General features: G+C 62.2%; 21 protein-coding genes. 11 read left to right on the top strand and 10 right to left on the bottom strand.

The genetic code is table 11. From position 1 onward, the window contains the following. Positions 1–101: 101 nt before the first annotated feature. Both NKH54_RS30455 and NKH54_RS30450 read right to left on the bottom strand, forming a co-directional pair. Positions 102–884, bottom strand: coding sequence for a formyl transferase (locus NKH54_RS30455; protein ID WP_353029569.1), 783 nt, complete (start codon positions 882–884; stop codon positions 102–104). A gap of 110 nt (positions 885–994) precedes the next feature. Next, positions 995–1,570, bottom strand: a complete 576-nt coding sequence (locus NKH54_RS30450) for a DUF4893 domain-containing protein (RefSeq protein WP_023670399.1) — start codon at positions 1,568–1,570, stop codon at positions 995–997. 11 nt (positions 1,571–1,581) lie between these two features. Here NKH54_RS30450 and NKH54_RS30445 point away from each other — a divergent pair, with 11 nt between their 5' ends. Further along, positions 1,582–2,220, top strand: coding sequence for a hypothetical protein (locus NKH54_RS30445; RefSeq protein WP_353029568.1), 639 nt, complete (start codon positions 1,582–1,584; stop codon positions 2,218–2,220). Between the two features lie 15 nt (positions 2,221–2,235). Here the strand turns inward: NKH54_RS30445 and NKH54_RS30440 are convergent, their stop codons facing one another. Continuing rightward, positions 2,236–2,877: a DUF1638 domain-containing protein gene (locus NKH54_RS30440; RefSeq protein ID WP_023733763.1), complete on the bottom strand. Its 642-nt coding sequence runs from the start codon at positions 2,875–2,877 to the stop codon at positions 2,236–2,238. Positions 2,878–2,942: 65 nt separating this feature from the next. Here NKH54_RS30440 and NKH54_RS30435 point away from each other — a divergent pair, with 65 nt between their 5' ends. Beyond that, on the top strand, positions 2,943–3,083 hold the full coding sequence (locus tag NKH54_RS30435) for an entericidin A/B family lipoprotein (protein WP_023688117.1): 141 nt from the start codon (positions 2,943–2,945) through the stop codon (positions 3,081–3,083). An 88-nt stretch (positions 3,084–3,171) separates the two neighbouring features. On the opposite strand, the gene NKH54_RS30430 is transcribed toward NKH54_RS30435, so the two are convergent. Continuing rightward, entirely contained in the window at positions 3,172–3,870 is a 699-nt protein-coding gene (locus NKH54_RS30430; protein WP_023688118.1) for a cobalamin B12-binding domain-containing protein, read from the bottom strand. A 259-nt stretch (positions 3,871–4,129) separates the two neighbouring features. Here NKH54_RS30430 and NKH54_RS30425 point away from each other — a divergent pair, with 259 nt between their 5' ends. From NKH54_RS30425 to NKH54_RS30395, 7 genes are all read left to right on the top strand, one after another. Beyond that, positions 4,130–5,704: a trimethylamine methyltransferase family protein gene (locus NKH54_RS30425; RefSeq protein WP_023670403.1), complete on the top strand. Its 1,575-nt coding sequence runs from the start codon at positions 4,130–4,132 to the stop codon at positions 5,702–5,704. An 89-nt stretch (positions 5,705–5,793) separates the two neighbouring features. Next, the gene (locus tag NKH54_RS30420) at positions 5,794–6,480 is read left to right on the top strand and encodes a hypothetical protein (protein WP_023700324.1); all 687 of its coding nucleotides are present in this window, start codon (positions 5,794–5,796) and stop codon (positions 6,478–6,480) included. A 104-nt stretch (positions 6,481–6,584) separates the two neighbouring features. Then, positions 6,585–7,322, top strand: a complete 738-nt coding sequence (locus NKH54_RS30415) for a dienelactone hydrolase family protein (protein WP_023691017.1) — start codon at positions 6,585–6,587, stop codon at positions 7,320–7,322. Between the two features lie 95 nt (positions 7,323–7,417). Beyond that, a complete protein-coding gene (locus tag NKH54_RS30410) occupies positions 7,418–8,596 on the top strand; it encodes a BaiN/RdsA family NAD(P)/FAD-dependent oxidoreductase (protein WP_353029567.1) in 1,179 nt (392 codons plus the stop codon). A 215-nt stretch (positions 8,597–8,811) separates the two neighbouring features. Next, positions 8,812–9,372: an RNA polymerase sigma factor gene (locus NKH54_RS30405; protein ID WP_023688122.1), complete on the top strand. Its 561-nt coding sequence runs from the start codon at positions 8,812–8,814 to the stop codon at positions 9,370–9,372. Between the two features lie 2 nt (positions 9,373–9,374). After that, on the top strand, positions 9,375–11,471 hold the full coding sequence (locus tag NKH54_RS30400) for a vWA domain-containing protein (protein ID WP_353029566.1): 2,097 nt from the start codon (positions 9,375–9,377) through the stop codon (positions 11,469–11,471). 226 nt (positions 11,472–11,697) lie between these two features. Continuing rightward, a complete protein-coding gene (locus NKH54_RS30395; protein ID WP_023724232.1) occupies positions 11,698–11,964 on the top strand; it encodes a hypothetical protein in 267 nt (88 codons plus the stop codon). 8 nt (positions 11,965–11,972) lie between these two features. Here the strand turns inward: NKH54_RS30395 and bmt are convergent, their stop codons facing one another. Next, entirely contained in the window at positions 11,973–12,995 is a 1,023-nt protein-coding gene (bmt, locus tag NKH54_RS30390) for a betaine--homocysteine S-methyltransferase (protein WP_352859260.1), read from the bottom strand. A gap of 115 nt (positions 12,996–13,110) precedes the next feature. Continuing rightward, positions 13,111–13,968, bottom strand: a complete 858-nt coding sequence (locus NKH54_RS30385) for a helix-turn-helix domain-containing protein (RefSeq protein WP_023681768.1) — start codon at positions 13,966–13,968, stop codon at positions 13,111–13,113. 223 nt (positions 13,969–14,191) lie between these two features. Between NKH54_RS30385 and NKH54_RS30380 the strand changes: the two genes are divergently transcribed. Then, entirely contained in the window at positions 14,192–15,202 is a 1,011-nt protein-coding gene (locus tag NKH54_RS30380; RefSeq protein ID WP_353029565.1) for a fatty acid desaturase, read from the top strand. Positions 15,203–15,288: 86 nt separating this feature from the next. Then, positions 15,289–16,116, top strand: a complete 828-nt coding sequence (locus NKH54_RS30375; protein ID WP_353029564.1) for a phosphate/phosphite/phosphonate ABC transporter substrate-binding protein — start codon at positions 15,289–15,291, stop codon at positions 16,114–16,116. On the opposite strand, the gene NKH54_RS30370 is transcribed toward NKH54_RS30375, so the two are convergent. The 4 genes from NKH54_RS30370 to NKH54_RS32580 form a co-directional block, all read right to left on the bottom strand. Next, positions 16,081–17,388 carry a M24 family metallopeptidase gene (locus NKH54_RS30370; RefSeq protein WP_353029588.1) on the bottom strand — a complete coding sequence of 436 codons (1,308 nt, stop codon included), beginning with the start codon at positions 17,386–17,388 and terminating at the stop codon, positions 16,081–16,083. The genes NKH54_RS30375 and NKH54_RS30370 overlap by 36 nt on opposite strands. A 112-nt stretch (positions 17,389–17,500) precedes the next feature. Next, on the bottom strand, positions 17,501–19,003 hold the full coding sequence (locus tag NKH54_RS30365; protein ID WP_353029563.1) for an ArnT family glycosyltransferase: 1,503 nt from the start codon (positions 19,001–19,003) through the stop codon (positions 17,501–17,503). Between the two features lie 98 nt (positions 19,004–19,101). Then, positions 19,102–21,672, bottom strand: a complete 2,571-nt coding sequence (locus NKH54_RS30360; protein ID WP_353029562.1) for a GcvT family protein — start codon at positions 21,670–21,672, stop codon at positions 19,102–19,104. Between the two features lie 18 nt (positions 21,673–21,690). Beyond that, on the bottom strand, positions 21,691–22,326 hold a 636-nt coding region (locus tag NKH54_RS32580; protein WP_502907580.1), incomplete at its 5' end, for an endonuclease domain-containing protein.

Raw genomic sequence — 22,326 nt, 5'->3', positions numbered from 1 at the left:
ATGCGCAGTGGGGCTGCTTGTTATGGGACGACGCGCGCGCATTCAAAAGCGACGCTATTGAGAGTCGCAAAAAGAAAGGCGAGATTCCGAGGGAAGGCTGGCTACCAAACCCGCTTGGTCAGGCCGGTCCAGAGATAGAACCAGATCGTCGGGTGGTACCATTGTTTCGAGGGCAGGTCCGGCTTGATCGTGGCCAACTTTCCGTCCAAGGCGTCGCGGACCGCCTCGACGCAGATGTCGCGCGAGAACGCCGCCTGGCGCAACGCATAGCTCGAAATCGTGTCGCCGGGCTCCGGCTTGCCGCGCGCCTGTTTCAACACGCCGCCGGTGGCGCCGCGGGCGTCGACCAGATGCACGGTGGTGCCGAAATTCTGGAGATCGCCGGAGGCCAGCGCCCAGTAGCCGCCATTCATGCCGCGGTATTTGGGCGCGATGCCGCCGTGGTAGTTGAGCACCGGGCAGGGCATTTGCGCCAGCGTCTGCCGGGACAAAATCCGGCAGCCGGCGAGCAGCACCACGCCCGGGCGGATGTCGGCGACCGCCTGCAGGCAATCGGGCCCGTCGGCGGAGGAGACGTGGATGATCTTTTGTCCCGGCCTCGGCTCTGTCTGCAGTTTTTGCGCTGCGATCAGCCGCTCCGCGTGCCCGGCGAAGAAGCGTTTGCCGAGCCTGGTCAGCACCATCGTGCCAAGCTGGCCGATGGCCGAAAACAAGCCTTGGCGGCGCGCCCGGCCGAGCAGCAATTGTTTTTTGGATTCAGGGCTTTCGAGGATGACGCTGACAGGACCGAACTGGTCGGCGATGGCGTTGACGATGGCCCAGATGTGCGGCCCGCCTTCGGTGACGATGACGATCGCAGCACTTTTTTCAACCGCTGATGCCATGGCGCGCTTTCTTGCCGGCGCGCAACCATTTGCCGTGCGCTGCCCGGCTCAATTCTGTGCCGGGCGAGGTTAAATCTTGATGACCGCCCGGCCAGCGAGAGACCAACGGATCAGCGCTTGAACTCGATGATGTCAAGTTTCGATTCGTAGTAGGGCGCCGGGAATTCGATGCGCCATTCATTGGCGCTGGTGCGGAAGGCATAGCCGACCTGGTCGCTTTCCGGGCCGCTGCCATAGGGTTTTGGCTTGTTGTCATTGACATAGCCGGAGCCGAGATAGATCGCGCGTTTTTCGCTATCGTCGAAGAAACGGCCCTTGGTGCGTTGCGAGCCGCTGACCTTTTCCAGCTGCCAGCCGGAGCCATCGTCCGTGACCTTGCACTTGAACCAGCCATAGATGACCAGCGGGCCGGTCAGGCCCACCTTGATGGTTCGGCATTGCCAGTTGCCGCTCAGGTCCTTGTCGGAAAAGGCCACTATCGGCTTTGCCAGCAGCGCGTCGAGTTGGCTGACCTCAGCCGGGTCTCCCGCTTTTGCCTCGGCCAGCGCCGCCTTGCGGGTCTCGCCATATTTGTCGAGGCGAACCTTGTCGGCAGGCGTGATGATCTTCTGCACCTCGCCGTCGGCGCGAGCGGGCAAGACGAGGCAGAGGAGGCCAAGGGCGGCGAGCAGGACGCGAGGGGTCATCGGTGGTATCCATGTTGGCGCGGCTGGAGCAGCCGATTCTATCTTCCAGTGCACACTTACCCATTCGCGGCGGCCTGTCATCCGTGCTTAAACAGCGGTATGTTCCGCGGGAGGTGCGCGTGGGGGTTACAATCCATTTTGAGGGACAACTGCGCGGAGAGGAACAATATCTTGCGCTGTTGCAGGAAGTTGAAGCGCTTGCCATCGCTCGAGACTGGCGATTTCGGCCGATAGACGAGGCCGAAATGGTTCTCAACCGGGTCATCGACGAACGCAGCGTTGACTATATCGGCCCGGTCATGGGGATAGAATGCCTGCCGCATCCCAAGTCGGATCGCCTAAGGTTCGAGTTCGACAGGGACCTCTTCATGCAGCAATATTGCAAGACCCAGTTTGCGGGGTCGGAGGCGCATATCGAGATCATCGAGTTGCTTCGCAAAGTTGCTCCTTTTTTCGACAAGTTCGACGTCTTCGATGAAGGCGAGTACTGGGAACTGGGCGACCGCACAATTCTGCAGGTCAATCTCGACACAGTCGACGCTCTGCTTGCAGAGGCTTTGCGCAAGGATCCAACTGCAAGAGGGCCGATCCGGTTAGACAACGGCCGCGTTGTCAATTTCGTGTCGGATCCGCAACCGGAGAGCAAATAATCCGAAGTCGGGCGCCTAACGCAATTCTTCTGGATGTGCCGCCACCCGCGCCAATTCAGCCGTCAGGTCGCCATAGCCGGTCGAGCGGCGCTCATAGGCGAGGCCAAGCATCTTCGCGGCCTTCTCGGCGACCTTGTCGAGTTCCGGATCGTCGGTCTGGGCGATGTAGATCAGCTTCTGGTAGTTGCCGAAATAGTCCTTGATCAGCTCCGGGTGCTTGTCGAGGCCGAGCGGCTTCATGAAGAAGGCGTCGAACTGGCGGCACAGGAAATCGGTCATGTAGAACGACATCATGTCGTCGTCGGCGACCTTCGCATAGGCGTCCATGCCCTGGTAGAAGGCAAAGCAGTGCGGCCCGGCCATGCGCTCGACGCCGTGCTTCTCCAGGACCCGGTCGAGCATGCCGCCGGTACCGCAATCGGCATAGCCGACGAAGATGTTGCTATAGCCTTCCGCCTTGGCCTTTTCGATCGCCTTGTCCATCGCCGGTGCGATGCGGTCGGGGTAGAAATGGAACTCCGCCGGCAGGCAGGTCAGGTCGAGATGGTCGAGCTTGAGCTGCTCCTTGACGGCCAAAACTTCGCGCGCAATCATTCCACAGGCGATGACCAGCAGCCTGTCGTCTTGATTCGGTTTCGTTTTTTGCATTCTGGCCATGGAACCCGGTCGAAGCGGCCTTCGTTGCTGTGGGGCGAATCTATCGAGAGAGGGATCAACCGTCCATGAAACTGTTACGCGTTGCGCCGATTGCAATCCTTGCCTGCATCCTGGCGCTTACGGCCTGTGCCAACACCGTCCGTGGCGTCGGCCGGGATATCAAATCGACTGCGAAAGCCGTCGACGACACCGTCACCAAACCCTGACGCAGCCATCCGTTCCAATAGCTGGAACAAAAAAGCCGCGCTGCAAGGCGCGGCTTTCTATTGTGGGCCAGACGCCTTGCGGAACAGATCAGGCTGAAGCGCGCACGTTATGCTTGCGCTTCATGAAGTCCTTGGCGGTCTCGACCGCCACAGCCGCGTCGCGGCAATAGGCATCGGCGCCGACTGCCTTGCCGAATTCCTCGTTGAGCGGCGCGCCGCCGACCAGGACGACATAGTCGTCGCGGATGCCCTTTTCCTTCATCGTGTCGATGACGACCTTCATGTAGGGCATGGTCGTGGTCAAAAGCGCCGACATGCCGATAATGTCGGGCTGGTGCTGCTCGATGGCGTCGAGGTATTTTTCCACCGCATTGTTGATGCCGAGATCGATGACGTCGAAGCCGGCACCTTCCATCATCATGCCGACGAGGTTCTTGCCGATGTCGTGGATGTCGCCCTTGACGGTGCCGATCACCATCTTGCCCTGCTTCGGCGCGCCGGTGGCGGCCAGCAGCGGGCGCAGGATGAACATGCCGGCCTTCATGGCGTTGGCCGACAGCAGCACCTCGGGAACGAACAGGATGCCGTCGCGAAAGTCCTCGCCGACGATGCGCATGCCTTCGACCAGAGCTTCGGTCAGCACCTTGTAGGGCACCCAGCCGCGCTCGAGCAGGATGTTGGTGCCTTCCTCGATCTCTTCCTTCAGCCCGTCATAGAGATCGTCGTGCATCTGCTGCACCAACTCGTCGTCGGAAAGCTCGGAGAGGATGATCTCGTCGTCGGCCATTTTTCTCGGGCTCCTTGCCGCGCGGATGATTCACGGCGGCTTAAAATAATCGCGTCAATACCTAACCCGGCGGGGGCAGGTATCCATAGCTGATTTGCGACTTCCCGCAAAAGGAAAGCGACCGCAAATCTATTGGAATTCTTGTCGATTTTGCGACAGGCGTTGGCGCTGGCGGGCCGTTTCGAATAGGGTGCATGGCTACGATCCGGGCGAGAAGCCGCCATACGCGGCCGCAAACGGTTTTTAGGGAAAAACGATCATGAGTGAAAACGCGTCAGTCGACCAGGAAGCGTCCAATGCGCGACGTGGACGTGCTGCCAGCGGCGGCGCGGCTGCAAGGCGGGCGGCGCGCTCGGGCGGCGGACCGGGCACCCAGCTCACCTATATCAAGCGCAAGATCAACATCTATGAGGTCCTCAACGAGGAAGGCCTGGCGATTATCGAAAACAACACCGATACGGTGCTGGAAGAGATCGGCATCATCTTTCGCGACGACGCCGAGGCGCTGCAGCTTTGGAAAGAGGCGGGCGCCGACGTCAAGGGCGAGCGCGTGCATTTTCCCAAGGGCCTCTGCCGCTCGCTGCTGAAGACCGCGCCGCCCATCTACACCCAGCATGCGCGCAACGCCGAACGTTCGGTGCAGATCGGCGGCAACGCCACGGTCTTCGCGCCGGTCTATGGTCCGCCCTTCGTGCGCGATCTCGACGGTGTCAGGCGCTACGCGACGATCGAGGATTTCCGGAATTTCGTGAAGCTCGCCTATATGGCGCCGTCGATTCACCATTCGGGCGGCACGGTTTGCGAGCCGGTCGACGTGCCGGTCAACAAACGCCATCTCGACATGATCTACAGCCACATCAAATATTCGGACAAACCGTTCATGGGTTCGGTGACGGCGCCAGAGCGGGCCGAAGACACCGTCGCCATGGCCAAGATCGTGTTCGGCGACGATTTCGTCGAAAACAACACCGTGCTGACCAGCCTGATCAACGCCAATTCGCCGATGGTGTTCGACGAAACCATGCTGGGCGCGCTGAAGGTTTATTCGCGTCACAACCAGGCTTGCATCGTCACGCCGTTCATCCTTGCCGGCGCGATGAGCCCGGTCACGGTGGCCGGCACGCTGACGCAGGTTCTGGCAGAGGTGCTGGCCGGCGCCTCTTTCACGCAGTTGATCCGTCCCGGCGCGCCGGTGCTGTTCGGCACCTTCGCCTCGTCGATCTCCATGCAGTCTGGTGCGCCGACCTTCGGCACACCGGAGCCGTCGCTGGTTTCCTACGGCGCCGCACAGCTTGCCCGCCGGCTCGGTCTGCCGTTCCGCACCGGCGGCTCGCTCTGCGCCTCCAAGGTTCCGGATGCGCAGGCCGCCTACGAGAGCGCCAACACGCTCAACTCGACCATTCTTGCCGGCACCAATTTCGTCCTGCATTCGGCCGGCTGGCTCGAAGGCGGACTGGCGTCCTGCTACGAAAAATTCATGATGGACATCGATCAGCTCGGCATGACGCAAAAGTTTTCCGAAGGCGTCGACCTCTCGGAAAACGGCCAGGCGATGGACGCCATCCGCCAGGTCGGCCCGGGCAGCCACTATCTCGGCTGCGACCACACCCAGGCCAATTTCCAGACCGCCTTCTACCGCTCCAGCATCGCCGACAACAATTCCTACGAGCAGTGGCTGGCCGAGGGCGAGAAGACAGCGCCGCAGCGCGCCAACGAACTCGCCCGCCGCTGGCTGGAGACCTATGAGGCGCCGTATCTCGATCCGGGCATCGACGACGGGCTGAAGGACTACATCGCGACGAAGAAGGCGTCGATGGCTGACGCCTTCACCTGAAAGGAGCCCGAGTCAGGCGGGGCTAAAGTCGCCAACATCATCCACAAGGAAGTCTGGCGGAGCGCTTTCTCCGACCCGGACAAGAAGGGATGATTGCGCGGCGCCGGGCTGACGAGATAGCGGCCGCGCTTTCCGCCGACGGCCTCATGCTGCGCGGCGGCTTCAATTTCGCAACAAGCGAAACGCCGCCGCATGGCCCTTCAGTTGCCCCCGCCAAATCCGTGCTGTTGGTGGGGCAGGCGGGAGCGGCACCCTGGCCGCATTTCCTGCGCTGGCGCGACCGGCAACCGCAAACCATTGCTAATCCGCTCGACACATGGTCGCGCGCAGTGATCGGTGCGGTGGCGGAGAAATTCGGCGCGCGCGCCGTTTCGCCTTCGGACAGACCTTATCTGCCGTTCCAGCAATGGGCGATGCGAGCGGAGGGGCTGAGACCGTCGCCGCTGGGCATCCTGATGCATCCGCAGTACGGGCTCTGGCATGCCTATCGCGGCGCGTTGCTGTTCGAGGATGAGATCGCGCTTCCTGAACGTCGCGAAGCGATTCACCTTTGCGACGCCTGTGTTGCAAAACCTTGCCTGAAATCCTGTCCGGTTGACGCCTATTCCGCGGATGGTTTCGCTCATCAGGCTTGCCTGGCGCATGTGCGGGGATCGAAGGGCGAACCATGCCGCGGCGGCGGCTGCCTCGACCGCAACGCCTGTCCGTATGGCACGGCCCATCGCTATCCGCCTGAGGTTCAGGCCTTTCACATGACGGCGTTTGCCGGCCTGTAGCCGGGTCGAAAGCCCGCACAAAGTGTTGAACGGGATTGTCAGGGAACGGCTTGCCCTGACGGTGCCTGCTTATATGTATCGCACGACATTTAACGGAGCGGGCCATGGCGAAGCAGGACATTGAGATCAAGACCGGGGACGGCGTGGCGAAAGCCGGGCTGTTCCGCTCGGCGACCGCTTCCTCGTCCAGGGCCGGCATCATTCTCTATATGGACGCTTTCGGTCCGCGACCGGCGCTCGACGCAATGGCGGAACGGCTGGCAGGCGAGGGCTATGCCGTGCTGGTGCCGGATCTTTTCTATCGCAAAGCACCCTACGGGCCGTTCGAGCCCAAGACCGCTTTCGTCGTCGAGGAGACCAAGGTCGCGCTGACGGCGTTGGTCCACGGCACGACACAGGACATGACCATCCGCGACAGCAGGGCGTTCCTCGACACGCTTACCGCTGAAGGTGTCACCGGACCGGTCGGTGTCGTCGGTTACTGCATGGGCGGGGCGCGGGCTTTGAATGCGGCTGCAACCTATCCCGATCGCATCGTGGCGGCGGCGAGCTTCCATGGCGGCAATCTGGCCAGCGATGCCGCCGACAGCCCGCACCGCAAGGCCGCAATGATCAAGGCGCGCGTCTATGTCGGGACATCGGGCGTCGACCGCAGCTTTCCGCCGGAGCAGTCGGCGCGGCTGGTCGAGGCGCTGCGCGTGGCGGAGGTCGACCACGCCATCGAAAACTATGCCGGCATGGCGCATGGCTGGTGCGTGTCGGACCACAGCGTCTTCAACGCGGCCGGCGCCGAACGTCATTGGAAGCGACTGACGACGCTGTTCGCCGAGACGCTGATCTAACGAGGCGTTGCCTGAAGTCGCAACGAACGGGTAGAGACTGCACGATTGGCGCGGCCTGTTAAAACAGCGCCAGTCGAGCGGGAACGAACAGCCTGATGCAATCCTATGATGTCGTGGTGATCGGCGCCGGTGCGGCCGGAATGATGTGCGCCATCGAGGCGGGCAAGCGCGGCCGCTCGGTCCTGGTGCTCGATCACGCGGCAAAGCCCGGCGAGAAGATCCGCATCTCCGGCGGTGGCCGCTGCAATTTCACCAACATCCACACCAGCCCGAAGAATTTCATCTCCGGCAATCCGCATTTCTGCATTTCGGCGCTCAGCCGCTACACGCAAGGCGACTTCATCGCGCTCGTCGAACGCCATGGCATTGCCTATAACGAGAAGACGCTGGGACAGCTGTTTTGCGACGGCTCGGCGCGCCAGGTCATCGACATGCTGGTTTCCGACATGCAGGATTGGGGTGTGGAACTGGCGTTGTCGACCGAGGTGAGGAACGTCAGCAAGACCGCGGACGGGTTTGTGCTGACGCTCTCCGCTGGCAGCGTCGCTTGCAGCTCGTTAGTCGTGGCTTGCGGGGGCAAGTCGATCCCCAAAATGGGCGCGTCCGGTTTCGGCTACGAGCTTGCGGCGCAATTCGGCCTTGCGGTGGTGGAAACACGGCCGGCGCTGGTGCCGCTTACCTTCGACGCAAGAACGCTGGAGCGGCTGGCGCCTTTGGCCGGCAATGCCGTCGATGCCGAAGTCGCCTGCGGCAAGACGCGGTTTTCAGAAGCGATGCTGTTTACGCATCGCGGCTTGAGCGGGCCTTCCATCCTGCAAATATCGTCCTATTGGCGCGAGGGCGACGAGATCCGCATCGCCATGCTGCCGGGGAGGGATGTGGCGGAACTGCTTCGCGCCGCCCGGCGCGTCAACGGCAGGCAAGCGGTGCAGACGGTGCTTGCAAACCATTTGCCGAAGCGCCTTGCGCAAGCAGTCGCCGAGCGCAGTGGGATCGATGGCAATCTCGCTGATTTGACAGACCTGCAAATGAAAACCGTCGAAGCCGCCGTCAACGACTGGCGCATCAAGCCGGCCGGCTCCGAGGGTTACCGCACGGCGGAAGTGACGCTTGGCGGTGTCGATACCAACGGGCTCGATCAGAAGACGATGCAGGCGAAATCCGTGCCGGGGCTGTTTTTCATCGGCGAAGTCGTCGATGTCACGGGCTGGCTGGGCGGCTATAATTTTCAGTGGGCTTGGTCGTCCGGCTGGGCCTCGGGCCAGGTGTGCTGATATTCAGGTGAGGCCGGCCTGCAAACGACGGCTTTCTGTGCTTCCGGTGCTCGCGTACCAAAAGTACGCTCCGCTCCGGTTCTCGAAATCCATCGTTTTCGGCTCGGCCTCACCTGAATCTCAGCGCACCTGTTGCGCGTGCATCCGTCGCCTCGGAAAAAAATCTTTCCATAACCCCAAGGATTGGCCATTAGCCTTCGTCCAACAGGCAAATGATGGCGATGATGCTGGATGAAAGCGAAGCCTCCGACGCCGAATTGATCGGGCGGGCGAAGGGCGGAGACAGGGGTGCCTTCGGCAAATTGCTGGAGCGGCACTACGACTTCGTCTATCGCGCCGCCTATCGCTGGTGCGGAAAGAAGGCCGATGCCGAAGACATCGCCCAGGAGGTCTGTGTCCGTCTCGGCAAGGCGATCCGCGACTACCGCGGCGGCGGCGCGTTTACGACATGGCTCTATTCCGTGACGCTGAACGCGGCGCGCGACATGATGCGCAAGACGACGCGCGAAAACGTCAAGACCGAGGCTTTCGGCGCCTACAGCATGATATCGGGAGAGGCATCCGCCGAGCCCGAAGATCCGACTGAGGCGCTCTGGGCAGCGGTGCGGCAATTGCCGGACAAGCAGCGCGATGCAGTACTTCTGGTCTATGGCGAAGGTTTGAGCCATGCGGCCGCCGCCGAGGCGATGGCAATCTCGGAGACGACGGTTTCCTGGCACATCCATGAAGCGAAGAAACGGCTGAAGACGTTGATTCGTTCAGCCGGGGAAGTGTGACCATGGTCGACGACAACGAACTCAACAGGCTGCGCGATGCAGCAGTACCTGCGCCGGGCGAGAGCGCGAAGACACGCGCCTTCGAAGCCGCCATGCGCGCCTATGATCAGGAAAATATTTCTGCCGTCACCCAAGGATCGGTCGGCGGGCTTCGTCTCACAGAGCGAGCACAAAAGCTCTGGAGCGAGATCATGCAAAAGAAACTCATCGCCACGCCAGCCATTGCCGGGCTCGTCGCCCTGCCGATCGCCGGATACGCCACCTTCCACATGCTGAGGGAACAGCCGTTGCCGTTCGGCGGCGACGAGAAGATCACCGAAACGCTGGCCGACAAGCCGGCGATCAACGCGCCGGTAAAAGAAAAGCAGGCGCCTGAAGGCGACAAGAAGGCCGACGCCGATGTGCGAAACCGCGACACCACTACGCCGCTTACGCCACCCGCGCCGCCGAAGCCCGAATCGACCGTTGCTGTCGCCCCGGCGCAGCAGGATGCGCTTGGGCGCGGCGTGTTGGCCGAGCCTGCGCCAGTTGAGAGCCGCGAGTTTTCGCTTGACGGCACCGCTGCCCCGGCCGTCGGCGCGCGGGTCGACCGCATGGCCGGCGCGACCGAATCGAAGTACTTGGCACAGCCTTCGACGATGCCGGCCGACCAGATTGCGCCGCAGGAGCCTAACCGCGACCGCGTCGAGGATTTCAAGACCAATCCGGTGCATGCAGCCCTTCAGGATCCGGTCTCGACCTTCTCGATCGACGTCGACACGGCTTCCTATTCCTTCGTCCGCGGCTCGCTGAAGCAGGGCTACCTGCCGCAGGCCGATACGGTCCGCGTCGAGGAGATGGTCAATTACTTCCCCTATGACTGGAAGGGTCCGGACTCGGCTTCGACGCCGTTCAACTCGACCGTCAGCGTCATGCCGACGCCGTGGAACGGGCACACCAAGCTGATGCACGTCGCCATCAAGGGCTTCGACATCAAGCCGGTCGAGCAGCCCAAGGCCAATCTGGTGTTCCTGATCGACGTCTCGGGTTCGATGGACGAGCCTGACAAGCTGCCGCTGCTCAAGTCGGCTTTCCGGCTGCTGGTCAGCAAGCTCAAGGCGGACGACACCATCTCGATCGTCACCTATGCCGGTGACGCCGGCACCGTGCTGATGCCGACCAAGGTTACCGAGAAGGACAAGATCCTCAACGCCATCGACAATCTGTCGCCCGGAGGCTCGACGGCCGGCGAGGCGGGCATCAAGGAAGCCTACAGGCTTGCCCAGCAGTCCTTCGTCAAGGACGGCATCAACCGTGTGATGCTGGCCACGGACGGCGACTTCAATGTCGGCCAGACCGATGACGACGATCTGAAGCGGCTGATCGAGCAGGAGCGCAAGACCGGCGTGTTCCTGTCGGTATTCGGCTTCGGCCGCGGCAATCTGAACGACCAGATGATGCAGACCATCGCCCAGAACGGCAACGGCACCGCCGCCTATATCGACACGCTGGCCGAGGCCGAGAAGGTTCTGGTCGAGGATGCCTCCTCGACGCTGTTCACCATCGCCAAGGACGTCAAGATCCAGGTCGAGTTCAATCCGGACAAGGTCTCGGAGTACCGGCTGATCGGCTATGAAACCCGTGCCTTGAACCGCGAGGACTTCAACAATGACCGCGTCGATGCCGGCGATATCGGCTCCGGTCATTCGGTGACCGCCATCTACGAGATCACGCCGAAGGGCAGTGGCGGCGAGCAGATGGATCCGCTGCGCTACGGCCAGGCGACGGTCAACAATGGCGGTGTCGCCAATGCCGACGAATATGCCTTCGTGAAAATCCGCTACAAGCTGCCGAACGACGACGTCTCGAAGCTGATCACCACGCCGGTGACCTCGGCCAACGAGGTCGCGTCCTTCGACCAGGCCAGCACCGACCAGCGTTTCTCCGTCGCTGTCGCCGCCTTCGGCCAGAAGCTGCGCGACGAGGATGCGACCGCGAAGTTCGGCTACGACAAGATCATGGAGATTGCCACCGCCGCCCGAGGAGCCGACCCGTTTGGGTACAGGTCCGAGTTCCTTTCGCTTGTGCGCCTTGCCTCGGCGCTGGGCGGTAACCGGTAGTGGCAATAACGCCGGTTCCTTTCAGACGGGGGTCGTTCTGATACGGGGAACCGGCTACGGGCGGGTGAGGCAGGCCGGCGGGGGAAACCCTGCCGGCCTTTTTTCCGGGTACTGGCGATGTCCGGCCGATCATTAAATTGTGTGGCTTTTCCGGAACGTCATCGCAATGCTCCGAATGTTATCCCATGGTTAGGGACTGGGCTTGGGGAGCCGGGAATTGCAGATCATGAACATTGGAAACACGACGCCGGCGGTGAGACACACGCAGGCGTCGGGAACGCTGTCGCCAGAATCCAGGCGCATCATGGATGACGTCGACGCAGCCCGGAATACCGCAAAGTCGGCGCTGACCAATGACCGCTTTCGCGTCATGCTGGAGCAGATCGGCAATCCGCAGTCGTCGGGTGACCTAGTGACGATGAATGAAAGCGCCGACAGCACCGCCCTGGATTTCACGACGGCGCTATCGCGTTACGCTGAAAACAGCGAATAAGTTCGATATCAGGCCCGGCTGCGGCGGCGTTCGCGGCGGGCTTCGCTGGTCTCGGCGGTGTTTTCCGTCGCCACCTTGTTGCGCATCGGACCGATGCGCTCGACGATCCCCGCGACGGTCGGGCGTTCGGATTTGGTGTGCGCGTCGAGCGCCTTGCGCATGGCGGCAAGGTGCTGGAACGAGGTGCCGCAGCAGCCGCCGATGATCTTCGCGCCGCCATCCACCGCCAGCCGGACATAGTCGGCCATCAGCTCCGGCGTGCCGGAATAATGGATCTCGGTGCCACGAAATTCGGGAATGCCGCAATTGCCCTTGACGATCACCGTCGCTTCCGGCTTCGCCTCGGTCATGTCGAGCAGCGAGGCCAGGATGTCGGAGGCGCCGACACCGCAATTGGCGCCGACACCGAGCGGCGTCTCTGAAAGTCCGTCGGCGACGCCGTGGATATCCCTGGGCAGCAGGCCCATCATGGTGCGGCCGGCAGTGTCGAAGGAGCCGGTATAGGTGTAGGGCAGGCCGACGCGGATGGCGGCTTGCGCCGCGGCGCGGATCTCGTCCGGCGCCGACATGGTCTCGATCCAGGCGACTTCGGCGCCGCCTTCCTTCAAGCCTTCGATCTGTTCGGCGAAGGCCTCGACCGCCTCGTCATAGGTCATGGCGCCGAGCGGCACCAGCAACTCGCCGGTCGGACCGACCGAGCCGGCGACGATGACTTTCCTGTCGGCCTTGTCGGCGACCGCGCGGGCAATCTCGGCGGCGCGCTTGTTCAGCGCATGCACGCGGTCCTGCGCATGATGCAGCTTCAGCCGGTGGCGGGTGCCGCCGAACGAGTTGGTGAGGATGATATCGGCGCCGGCGTCGACGAAATTCTGGTGCAGGCTGGTGATGGTGTCGGGCGCTGCCTCGTTCAGCAACTCCGGCGCTTCGCCGGCCTCCAGACCCATGGCGAACAGATTGGTGCCGGTGGCGCCATCGGCGAGCAGCACGCCCTTTTCGGCCAGCAGAGCATCGATGGGATTGTTGGCGGGCATCGGATCGACTTTCAGATATTTGAATGGAATAAGGATATAAAGAAGTCTTTATGTCCAGTCAATGTGTTTGCGACCTGCAATTGCCGCGCGGCGCACCTTTCCGGGGCGTTGGGGATCAGGCAGAACCCGATGGAAATGACGCGCCGGCCAGATTGCGCGCGTAGGCGGCGGCCTCATGCGGGTTGATGTCGGCGGCCCGGATCAGATTGTCGAAATGCTGGGTCAGCGCTTGGACCGGCTGGGTGGCGTTCAGCACGACATACATGTCGCCGACATAGATGGCGGCGCGATAAGGGCCGAAGATGGTCAGCGGGATGGAATAGCGCATGCGGCCGTCATAGAGGAACAGGCGGAAGGTGGGGTAGAGATCGTCAAGCAGCGTCGCCATATGGGCAAGCTGCTGCCGGCGGTCAGCCTCGGGAAAGCGGTCCCAGACGCCCAGGCCGCGGGCAAAGATCTCAAGCGTATGGCGCGGCATGCAGACCTCCATGTCGGTCTCAGGGCGCCGGTTGTACTCGATGCGGTACTGCGTCTCGCTGGCCTGCGCCAGACGGCTGCGGTTGGTGATGTTGGCTTCGTAGTCGACCAGCTGGCGTGTGCGCAGGAGATCGGGAATGCCGGCCGGCACATAGCGGATCTTGGTGCCTGCGGCCTCGGCGAACCATTTGGCGAGCAGCGTGCGGTCGAAGCCGTCGGGCGCCTCTTCGATCTCCAGGCTTTCGCGGATTTCGCCGGTGACGCCTTCGTCCTGGGAGAGGCCGAGCAGCCAGTCCAGCGAGATCTTGAATTCGGCGGCGATGTTGAGCAGCGTTTCGGCGCGTGGCAGGCGCGTCGAGGCGCCGGACATCAGTTGCGACAGCGCCGACCGGTCGATGCCGACTGCTGACGCGAAAGCTGACTGGTTGAGATCGGACCGTGTCAGGAGCAGCTTCAGGCGCTCCCGGAAGATTGCCGAAAGGTCCCGTTTGTCCACTGTTCGTTCTCCGCACTCTCTTAGGAAAAATTTGCGCCCGAGCCGTCGAATCAGCACTTCCAGCGTAAATGAATCCGTAGGGTTGTTTACAATGTATAACATCTGCGGCCAAAAATGCGCAATCGCAACATTTTGTACACTTTGTCTCGTTGAGCGGAATCGCTTCTCCTGACACTATGCTGTCAGGAACAATTCCGGCGACTGAGGGACAGTGGTCGACAGCATGACAGGCAAGCGCATCAAGCGACGCGACGCAGCGGCCATCGAGTGGCCGACCGTGGTCCTCGCTTTCTTCTGTTACGGAATGTGGCTCGCTGCCGGGCTCCTGCTCTGGCCCTCTTATCCGGTCCTGGCACTTCTTCTCCTCGGCTTCATCCTGGCCTTGCAGTCGTCGATCATGCATGAAGTGCTGCATGGCCATCCGACGCGCAGCGCGCTCATCAACGAAGCCTTCGTCTTCCTGCCGATCGGCCTGGTCTGGCCGTTCCGTCGCTTCAAGACGCTTCACTTGCGCCACCACGCCGACGAGCGCCTGACCGATCCGCTCGACGATCCCGAGAGCTATTACCAGGCGTTGTGGATGCATGACGATCTACCGCCGACGATGAAATTCCTGCTCAAGATCAACAACACCATGGCCGGCCGTTTCTTCCTCGGCCCCTGGCTGTCCTGCATCGGTTTCTTCGTCGACGACGCCAAGCATGTGATTGCCGGCGACAAGGTGATCGGCAAGGCATGGCTGCTGCATGCGATCGGCCTCGCCATCGTAGTGCCGATCGTGCAGTTCGGCTTCGGCATTCCCGTATGGCTCTACATTCTGGTGCCGGTCTGGCTCGGCCAGTCGCTGATCGCGGTCCGGACTTTCGCCGAACATCAGTGGTCCGAGCACCCTGAAGGACGCACGGTGATCATCGAGCGCTCGCCGCTGTCGTTCCTGTTCCTCAACAACAATCTGCACTTCGTCCACCACAAGACGCCGACGGTTGCCTGGTACAGACTTCCAAAACTGTTTGCCGACCGCCGCGACGAGTGGCTGCGGATGAACAATGGCTACGCCTATCCGAACTATTTCGCACTGATCAAAGCCTACGCATTCAAGGCCAAGGAGCCGATCGTGCACCCGGTGCTGCGCCGCCAGCCCGAGCCGGGCAGGGCTTTCAAGCCCCGCATCAGGGCGCGCAGCATCAGCGGGCTTGGCAGCGCGCCGGTTCCGGCCGAGCCGCCGAAGGAATAATCCCCGGACATCCCGGTGTCGGCCAATTCTAATTGAACGCCGCGTTTTTGCGATCCTTTCCCGAGCCATGATGATTGAGTGTCGGCATGAGTGAATTGATTGCGGCATTGCCGATGTACGACTGGCCCGAAGTGCGCGGCGAGGTCGACGCGCAATGGGCAGCGTTGCGCGAGGCTTTTCGGCACAAGGGCATCGATGCGCCGCAGACAATCGTGCGCCGCAGTGGCGACCTGCCGCCGGTGCCGGGCGGTATCCGGGACGCCGAGGGCAGACTGATCGCGCCCGATCCGGCGACACTGCCGCCGAACGAACTCGACCATCACCAGCTTTGGCTCCATCCGGCGCTGCTGTTCGCGCAGACCTGCTGGGGGCCGATGGAACTCGGCCTGAACAAGCATGTGCGGGTGGTCGGCCAGCCGAGCTACGACGCTTACGAAGGCGGCCAGGGCGAACTCTATTCCAGCGCGCTGGTGATGCGCACAGGCGAGGGATCGGAAGTTCGCTCGCCCGCGGATGGCAAAGCCTTGCTGCCGCTCGATCTGATGCGTGGCAAGCGTTTTACCTACAACAGCCTCGATTCGATGTCGGGCATCATCGCGCTGACGCGCGACCTGCAGGCCGCCGGCGAGAGCATGGATATGTTTCCCTCGCGCAGCGAGAGCGGTGGCCATCGCGGCTCGATCGTCGCGGTCGCCGAGGGCAAGGCGGATATAGCTGCCATCGACTGTGAGTGCTGGGCGCTGGCGCAGCGTTTCGAGCCTGCGGCAAACGCCGTGAAGGTCGTCGGCTGGACGGCAAGGCGCAAAGGCCTGCCCTACATCACCGCCAGGACGACGCCGGAAAAGACGCTCAAGGCTCTGCGCGAGGCGCTTGCCGGATCAGCCGAGCAGCCTCGCATCCAACGGGTAGGTTGAAAGCTGCTCGTTACCGGTCTCGGTGATCAGGATCTGTTCCTCGATCTTGACGCCCTCATGGTCGCCGAGACGGCCGATATAGCTTTCCACGCACAGCACCATTCCCGGCTCCAGCACGCCATCGGGCGTGTCCGGCGTCCAGTCGCTGGCATGTGGCAGGGTTGGATACTCGTCGGCGAGGCCGACGCCGTGATAGAGCACGCCGTAGCGCGCCGGGAAGCAATCTCCCGGCGGCACCACGGAGCGTTCGACCAGGTCGCGAAAGGACATGCCGGGCTGCATCAATTGCGTGTTGTGGGCGATCTGGTCGGCGGCAATGCGGAACAGGTCGCGCTGCTCGTTCGACGGCCTGGCGTCACCGCAAAGCCAGGTGCGCGAGAGATCGGCGCAGAAGCCGTAGGGGCCGATCAGGTCGGTGTCGAAGGCGACGAGGTCGCCTGCTTCGATCACGCGCGATGAGCATTCCTGGAACCACGGATTGGTGCGCGGCCCCGAGGCCAACAGCCGGGTCTCGATCCATTCGCCGCCGCGCGCAATGTTGCCGCGGTGCAGTTCCGCCCATAATTCGTTTTCGGAAATGCCCGGCTTCAACGCCGCTTCCATCTCGCCCATCGCCGCCTCGCAGGCGACGATGGCGCGGCGCATGGCGAGGATCTCGTCCGGCGATTTGATCAGCCGCGCATTTTCCATCACCGCTTCGCCATTGCCGATCGAAATGCCGAGCCGGGCGAGTTCCTCGACGCCTTCCGGGTTGATGTGGTCGACCGCAATGCGGCTGTTGCCGCCGCCATGCTCCTTGACCAGATCGGCGATGCCGGCCGCCCAGCGGCGGACTTTGTGCTCGGTCAGCTCGCCGCCATAGAGATACATCCACGACACTGCCGGCCGCACCTCGTCGACGACGCCGGAATGATCGGACAGATGCTCGCAGGAGAAATAGTCGAACAGCACCACGGGTCCCTCAGTGGCGACGAAGCAGTGGCGGGTCGGATTGTGCGCGACCCACAGCTGCATGTTGGTCGAATCGGTGGCGTAGCGGATGTTGACGGGGTCGTAGAGCAGCGCGCCGGCGTAGTTTCGGCGCCTCAGTTCGGCGCGGAGGCGCTCGAGCCGGTATTTGCGCATCGCGGCAAGATCGGGCGCGGCGATGCCTGCCGCTTGCCATTCGGCTTCAGCCAGCGCGCCATAGCCCAGCACATGCTGGTTCAGCGACGCCGCCTTCTGGCGCGATGTTTCGCGCAAGGCTTCGACGGAGCCGAGCTCGAACGGCATGATCTTGCGATGACGACCGAACCGTCGCTCGATGCCTTGCTCGCTCAAGTTGCGATCCTTGCGCCGGATCGTGGCGCATGTCTCCGGCGGATGTCAGTCGATCGCCGGGCGGTCATTTTGCGTTCCGCTTTTTCAACTTGACGAAGGTCACGACCCGGCCGTCCTTCGAACCGAAGAATTCAGGAACCCTGACACTACGGCTTTCTCCGTCCAAGACATAACCTGCCTGATTGAGGCGATCGAAGATTTCCTGCTCCGGGCTTGGGTTGTCCAGCCAGAGCAGAACGGCCGGCTCTTGCAGCAATGCGGCGAAATCCGGCACTTCGTCGTCAAGCGCAACTGTATTTCGATCGACCAGCCGCAAATTTCCGACCCATGAATTGTCGGATATTGCAGTTTTGATTGGCCCGTCAGCGGTCAGTTCGCGATATAGAGCCGGGTAATCCATCCGTAGTACCTGCGCGAGACCGTTGCCGCCGCTTATCTGATTGTACCAGGAAGCGGGTGCAAGCAGGACGGCGGTGATCGCTCCAGCTGCGATCACAAAGAGCTGGGCGTTCCTGCCGCGCGGTGCGAGCCGTTCCATGTAGGCAGCCATTGCTAGCGGCAACATGGCCAGGATTGGGAGCAGCCAGCGGCTCTTGACTTCCGTCGCCCCGCTGGCCAGCACAAGTATTGCCACGATCGCTAGGCCGAACGCCAAGGTACGCCACAGTAGATATTCCTTGGCTGGGCCTTTGGGATGGTTTTCGGAGAAACGAAACCCGGCCACGGCGAAAGCCAACGCAGAAATGAGCGTCGGCATGACAGCGAAATTGAAAGTCCCCATGATGAACTTGACAGCGCCAATGGCCGCAGCCGCCATGAGCTCTTGTTGCGGGTCTATTCCGAACTTGTAGCCTCTCGCCAGTGATTCGGCAGAATGCATGAAGCTCCAATATGCCGTCGGCGTCAGCGCCAATGCCGCCACGGCAAGGCTGATTGCGAATTTCGGATGGAGGATCGTCCCACGGAATTCGCGCAGCGACAGCGCTGCCGCAACAAGTGCCGCCACCAGAAAGACGTCGTTGTATTTGGCGAGAATTGCTGCAGCCATGGCCAAGCCAAACACCGCATAGGCAATCGCGCTTCGCCGCTCAAGGAGGTAAACCATCGCGAGCAGGAGCAGTGCGCAGAAGCCGACGACGGCGACGGAGTGCGACAAGGCGCGTTGCGATTCCCAGGCAATTTGCGGGATGGTGAAAAGGCCGAACATGGCCGCCACGGCCGTCGTCTTCGTGTAGGCGAGCCGGCGCATGGCGGCAAACACGCAGCAAGCGGCGAGGAACAGCACGGAATATTTGACGATCTTCAAGGTGAAAACGCTGGTGCCAAGAATTTGCGCGGCTAGCCAATTGATCCACGTGTAGAGAGGCGGTTGCGAGCCGCCATATCCAGCCCAAAGGTGCGGAAGATAGATCAGTTGCTCTGCGTCATCGATGCCGACACCGGTTCCCGCCCAAAAGGTCAACACGGACAATGTGACCGTCTGGAACAGAAAATAAGCCGCGACCATCACGATCGCTGCGGGGAAGGGGCCGATCCTGCTTTCGGCAAGCCATTCGGCCCATCTCATGGGATACTTCAAGGGATTCTCGTTGCCCGTGCTGGCCCAGTTGCCGCCTGCTCCGCTAACATGAGAACCGCGCCCTGCACAATGTAGCAGCCCTGTCGTTACGTCCGCATCTTCTCGCCGCTGGGGTCGAAGGGCGCCTCGACACTGATGCGCGCCGGACGCCGGTGGCCGAGGATCTCGATCTCGAACAGTCCGGCACTTTCGTCCTCGGCGAGTGCCGCCGGCACATAGCCCTGCGCCATCGACTTCTGCACATAGTGCGCATAACCGCCCGAGGTGACCCAGCCGACCACGCGCCAGTCGCCGTCGACGATGCCGCGCACGGCGGAAGCGCCTTCGGCAGCCTTCGAGCCACGCACTTCCTTGCCCGCCATGTCGAAGCGCGGCGCGCCATAACCATGCGGCTTTTCCACCGTGCCATAGTCCTTGCCGACCTTGGCCCAGATCGGCTCGTCGCCCATGACATCGGCGTCGGCCGCATCGACGATGAAGGAAACACGGCGCAGTTTCGGCCCTTCCGCCTGTTCCTTGGCGGCGGCTTCGCGGCCGATGAAGTCGTTCTTCTCCAGCTTGATGAAGCGGTCCATCGCGCCTTCGAACGGGCCGTAGATCGGGCGCAGCTCGCGGTACCAGGTCGGGAAGTTCTTCTCCAGGCGCATGGAGAGCAAAGCGCGCATGCCGAAATCGACGAGGCCGAACTCCTCGCCGGCGTCCTTGATCGCCTTGTAGACCAGACGCTCATAGGCCGGCGCCATCCAGATTTCATAGCCGAGATCGCCGGTATAGGTGATGCGGTTGACCATGCAGGGCGCGCCGCCGACCGCCATTTCGCGGAAATCCATGAAGCGAAACGCCTTGGTCGAGATGTCGACATCGACCAGCTTCTGCAAGAGGTCACGCGACTTCGGCCCGGCGATGGAGAGACCCACCAGCGTCTGGTCGAAGCGGTGGATGCGCACCGAACCATCCTTCGGCAGGTGCTTTTCGAACCAGCGCATGTGGTATTTCTGCGCGGCGGACGAGCCCCAGATCATAAATCTGTCGTCGCCTGCCTTGGCGATGGTGAAGTCGCCGATCAGCTTGCCGAACTCGTTGATCATCGGCGTCAGCACGATGCGGCCGATCTTCGGCATGCGGTTGGTCATCAGCCGGTTGAGGAAATCCTCAGCCGCAGGTCCCGACACTTCGTATTTGGCGAAGTTGGCGATTTCGGTGACGCCGACGCGTTCGCGCGTGGCGCGCACTTCCTCGCCGATAGGACCGAAATCGTTTGAGCGGTGGAAGGAGACGACGTCCTTCGGCTCCTTGCCCTTCGGCGCGAACCACAGCGGGGTCTCCAGGCCCCAGCTATCGCCCATGACGGCGTTGTTGGCGAGCATCGTGTCATAGAGCGGCGTCGTCTGCGCCGGACGCGCAGCCGGCAGCTCTTCATTGGGGAAGCGGATGGAGAAGCGGCGCGAATAGTTTTCGCGCACCTTTGCGTTGGTGTAGCGCAGGCCGGCCCACTCGCCGAAGCGGGCGACATCCATGCCCCAGACGTCGAAGCCGGGATCGCCATGCACCATCCAGTTGGACAGCGCGAGGCCGACGCCGCCGCCCTGGCTGAAGCCGGCCATGACGGCGCAGGCGCACCAGAAATTGGTCAGACCCTGCACCGGCCCGACCAGCGGATTTCCGTCGAGCGCGAAGGTGAAGGGGCCGTTGATGATCTGCTTGATGCCGGCTTTCTCGATGCCGGGGAAATGCTTGAAGCCGATCTCCAGCGACGGCGCGATGCGGTCGAGGTCGGGCGGCAGCAGTTCATGGCCGAAATCCCACGGCGTGTTGACCGGCGACCATGGCTTGCAGGCCTTTTCATAGGTGCCGAGCAGGATGCCGTTGCGCTCTTGTCGGGTGTAGATCTCGCCCTTGAAGTCGAGCACGCCGATCATCTCGCGGCCGGTCGATTTGTTGAACTCTTCGACCTCGGGCATCGGCTCGGTGAGCAGGTACATGTGCTCCATGGCCAGCACCGGCAGTTCGACGCCGACCATGCGGCCGATCTCGCGCGCCCACAGGCCGCCGCAGTTGACGACATGCTCCGCGTGGACGGTGCCCTGTTCGGTGACGACGTTCCAGGTGCCGTCAACTTCCTGCGTCAGTTCGACGACGCGGTTGCGCAGCACGATCTCGGCGCCCAGCTTCTTGGCCGCTTTGGAGTAGGCGATCGTCGTGCCGGAGGGATCGAGATGGCCTTCGACCGGATCCCACATGGCGCCGACGAAATTGGTCTCGTCCATCAGCGGGAACATCGCCTTGGCTTCGGAGGGCGTGATCAGCTCGGTATCCATGCCGAGATAGCGGCCCTTGGCGTGGGCCAGGCGCAGAAAATCCATGCGCTCGGGCGTATCGGCCATCATCACGCCGCCGGTCAGATGCAGCGAGCAGGACTGGCCGGAGATTTCCTCGATCTCCTTGTAGAGCTGCACCGTATAGGCCTGCAGCTTGGCGACGTTTGGATCGCCGTTCAGCGTGTGGAAGCCGCCGGCTGCGTGCCAGGACGAGCCGGAGGTGAGCTCGGACCGCTCGATCAGCATGATGTCGGTCCAGCCGGCCTTGGCCAGGTGATAGAGCACCGAGCAGCCAACGACGCCGCCGCCAATGACAACCGCTTTTACATGAGATTTCATGAGAGATAGGTCCGTTTTTTAAGAGATTGAATCGAATGGGCGGGGCGTGAAAACAAAGCGGAATCGGCCGCAGCGACGTTCTCGGAACCTGCCATCAAGCGCGGCAAGGATGGTTTTGCAGACGGAAGTGCGATGGTTCAGGACGTCATGGTTCCAGAGACGCAGGATCGAATAGCCTTGCGCGCGCATGAAATCGTCACGGCGACGGTCATAGGAGCTGTCGGCGTGTTGATGGCCGTCGATTTCCACGACAAGCCATTTTTCGCGACAGGCGAAGTCTGCAAAGAAGGGTCCGATGGAAAACTGGCGGGTGAAGCGATAGCCCCCTAGCTTGTGCGCCTCCAATTCAAGCCACAGCAATGCTTCCGCCTGGTGGCCGCCTTGCCTCAGCGTTCGCGCGCGTTGAGTGGTGCCCATCTTGCGGCGACTGCGGGTTTCATGAGCGCCGTCCCCCACTCCATCGCCGCTTCGCGGCGCCACCTCTCCCCCCTCCGGAGGGAGAGGAAGGGAGCCAGCTGGAATCGCTTCGCGCCTTTCCTCTCCCCCGCCGATCGGGGGAGAGGTGTAGGGCGCAGCAAGACCCCCTGGGGGGGGCAGGTTAATAAACAAAAAAAATAAAAAAAAAGTACGCGCGCCGCCCAGCGAAATTCTATT

Origin of the sequence: Mesorhizobium sp. M1004 (genome assembly GCF_040318795.1) — a bacterium.
In the GTDB taxonomy this organism is placed as follows: domain Bacteria; phylum Pseudomonadota; class Alphaproteobacteria; order Rhizobiales; family Rhizobiaceae; genus Mesorhizobium.
This window is presented reverse-complemented; position numbering and strand designations above follow the sequence as displayed.

What these genes read in the sequence shown, in the direction of transcription:
- NKH54_RS30400 (WP_353029566.1), top strand. Translation starts at nt 9,375, where the DNA reads ATGGTCGACGACAACGAACTCAACAGGCTGCGCGATGCAGCAGTACCT.
- NKH54_RS30365 (WP_353029563.1), bottom strand. Translation starts at nt 19,003, where the DNA reads ATGAGATGGGCCGAATGGCTTGCCGAAAGCAGGATCGGCCCCTTCCCC.
- NKH54_RS30425 (WP_023670403.1), top strand. Translation starts at nt 4,130, where the DNA reads ATGAGTGAAAACGCGTCAGTCGACCAGGAAGCGTCCAATGCGCGACGT.
- NKH54_RS30440 (WP_023733763.1), bottom strand. Translation starts at nt 2,877, where the DNA reads ATGGCCAGAATGCAAAAAACGAAACCGAATCAAGACGACAGGCTGCTG.
- NKH54_RS30410 (WP_353029567.1), top strand. Translation starts at nt 7,418, where the DNA reads ATGCAATCCTATGATGTCGTGGTGATCGGCGCCGGTGCGGCCGGAATG.
- NKH54_RS30445 (WP_353029568.1), top strand. Translation starts at nt 1,582, where the DNA reads ATGTTGGCGCGGCTGGAGCAGCCGATTCTATCTTCCAGTGCACACTTA.
- NKH54_RS30405 (WP_023688122.1), top strand. Translation starts at nt 8,812, where the DNA reads ATGGCGATGATGCTGGATGAAAGCGAAGCCTCCGACGCCGAATTGATC.
- NKH54_RS30420 (WP_023700324.1), top strand. Translation starts at nt 5,794, where the DNA reads ATGATTGCGCGGCGCCGGGCTGACGAGATAGCGGCCGCGCTTTCCGCC.
- NKH54_RS30435 (WP_023688117.1), top strand. Translation starts at nt 2,943, where the DNA reads ATGAAACTGTTACGCGTTGCGCCGATTGCAATCCTTGCCTGCATCCTG.
- NKH54_RS30360 (WP_353029562.1), bottom strand. Translation starts at nt 21,672, where the DNA reads ATGAAATCTCATGTAAAAGCGGTTGTCATTGGCGGCGGCGTCGTTGGC.
- bmt (WP_352859260.1), bottom strand. Translation starts at nt 12,995, where the DNA reads ATGCCCGCCAACAATCCCATCGATGCTCTGCTGGCCGAAAAGGGCGTG.
- NKH54_RS30455 (WP_353029569.1), bottom strand. Translation starts at nt 884, where the DNA reads ATGGCATCAGCGGTTGAAAAAAGTGCTGCGATCGTCATCGTCACCGAA.
- NKH54_RS30450 (WP_023670399.1), bottom strand. Translation starts at nt 1,570, where the DNA reads ATGACCCCTCGCGTCCTGCTCGCCGCCCTTGGCCTCCTCTGCCTCGTC.
- NKH54_RS30370 (WP_353029588.1), bottom strand. Translation starts at nt 17,388, where the DNA reads ATGCCGTTCGAGCTCGGCTCCGTCGAAGCCTTGCGCGAAACATCGCGC.
- NKH54_RS30375 (WP_353029564.1), top strand. Translation starts at nt 15,289, where the DNA reads ATGAGTGAATTGATTGCGGCATTGCCGATGTACGACTGGCCCGAAGTG.
- NKH54_RS30430 (WP_023688118.1), bottom strand. Translation starts at nt 3,870, where the DNA reads ATGGCCGACGACGAGATCATCCTCTCCGAGCTTTCCGACGACGAGTTG.
- NKH54_RS30380 (WP_353029565.1), top strand. Translation starts at nt 14,192, where the DNA reads ATGACAGGCAAGCGCATCAAGCGACGCGACGCAGCGGCCATCGAGTGG.
- NKH54_RS30395 (WP_023724232.1), top strand. Translation starts at nt 11,698, where the DNA reads ATGAACATTGGAAACACGACGCCGGCGGTGAGACACACGCAGGCGTCG.
- NKH54_RS30415 (WP_023691017.1), top strand. Translation starts at nt 6,585, where the DNA reads ATGGCGAAGCAGGACATTGAGATCAAGACCGGGGACGGCGTGGCGAAA.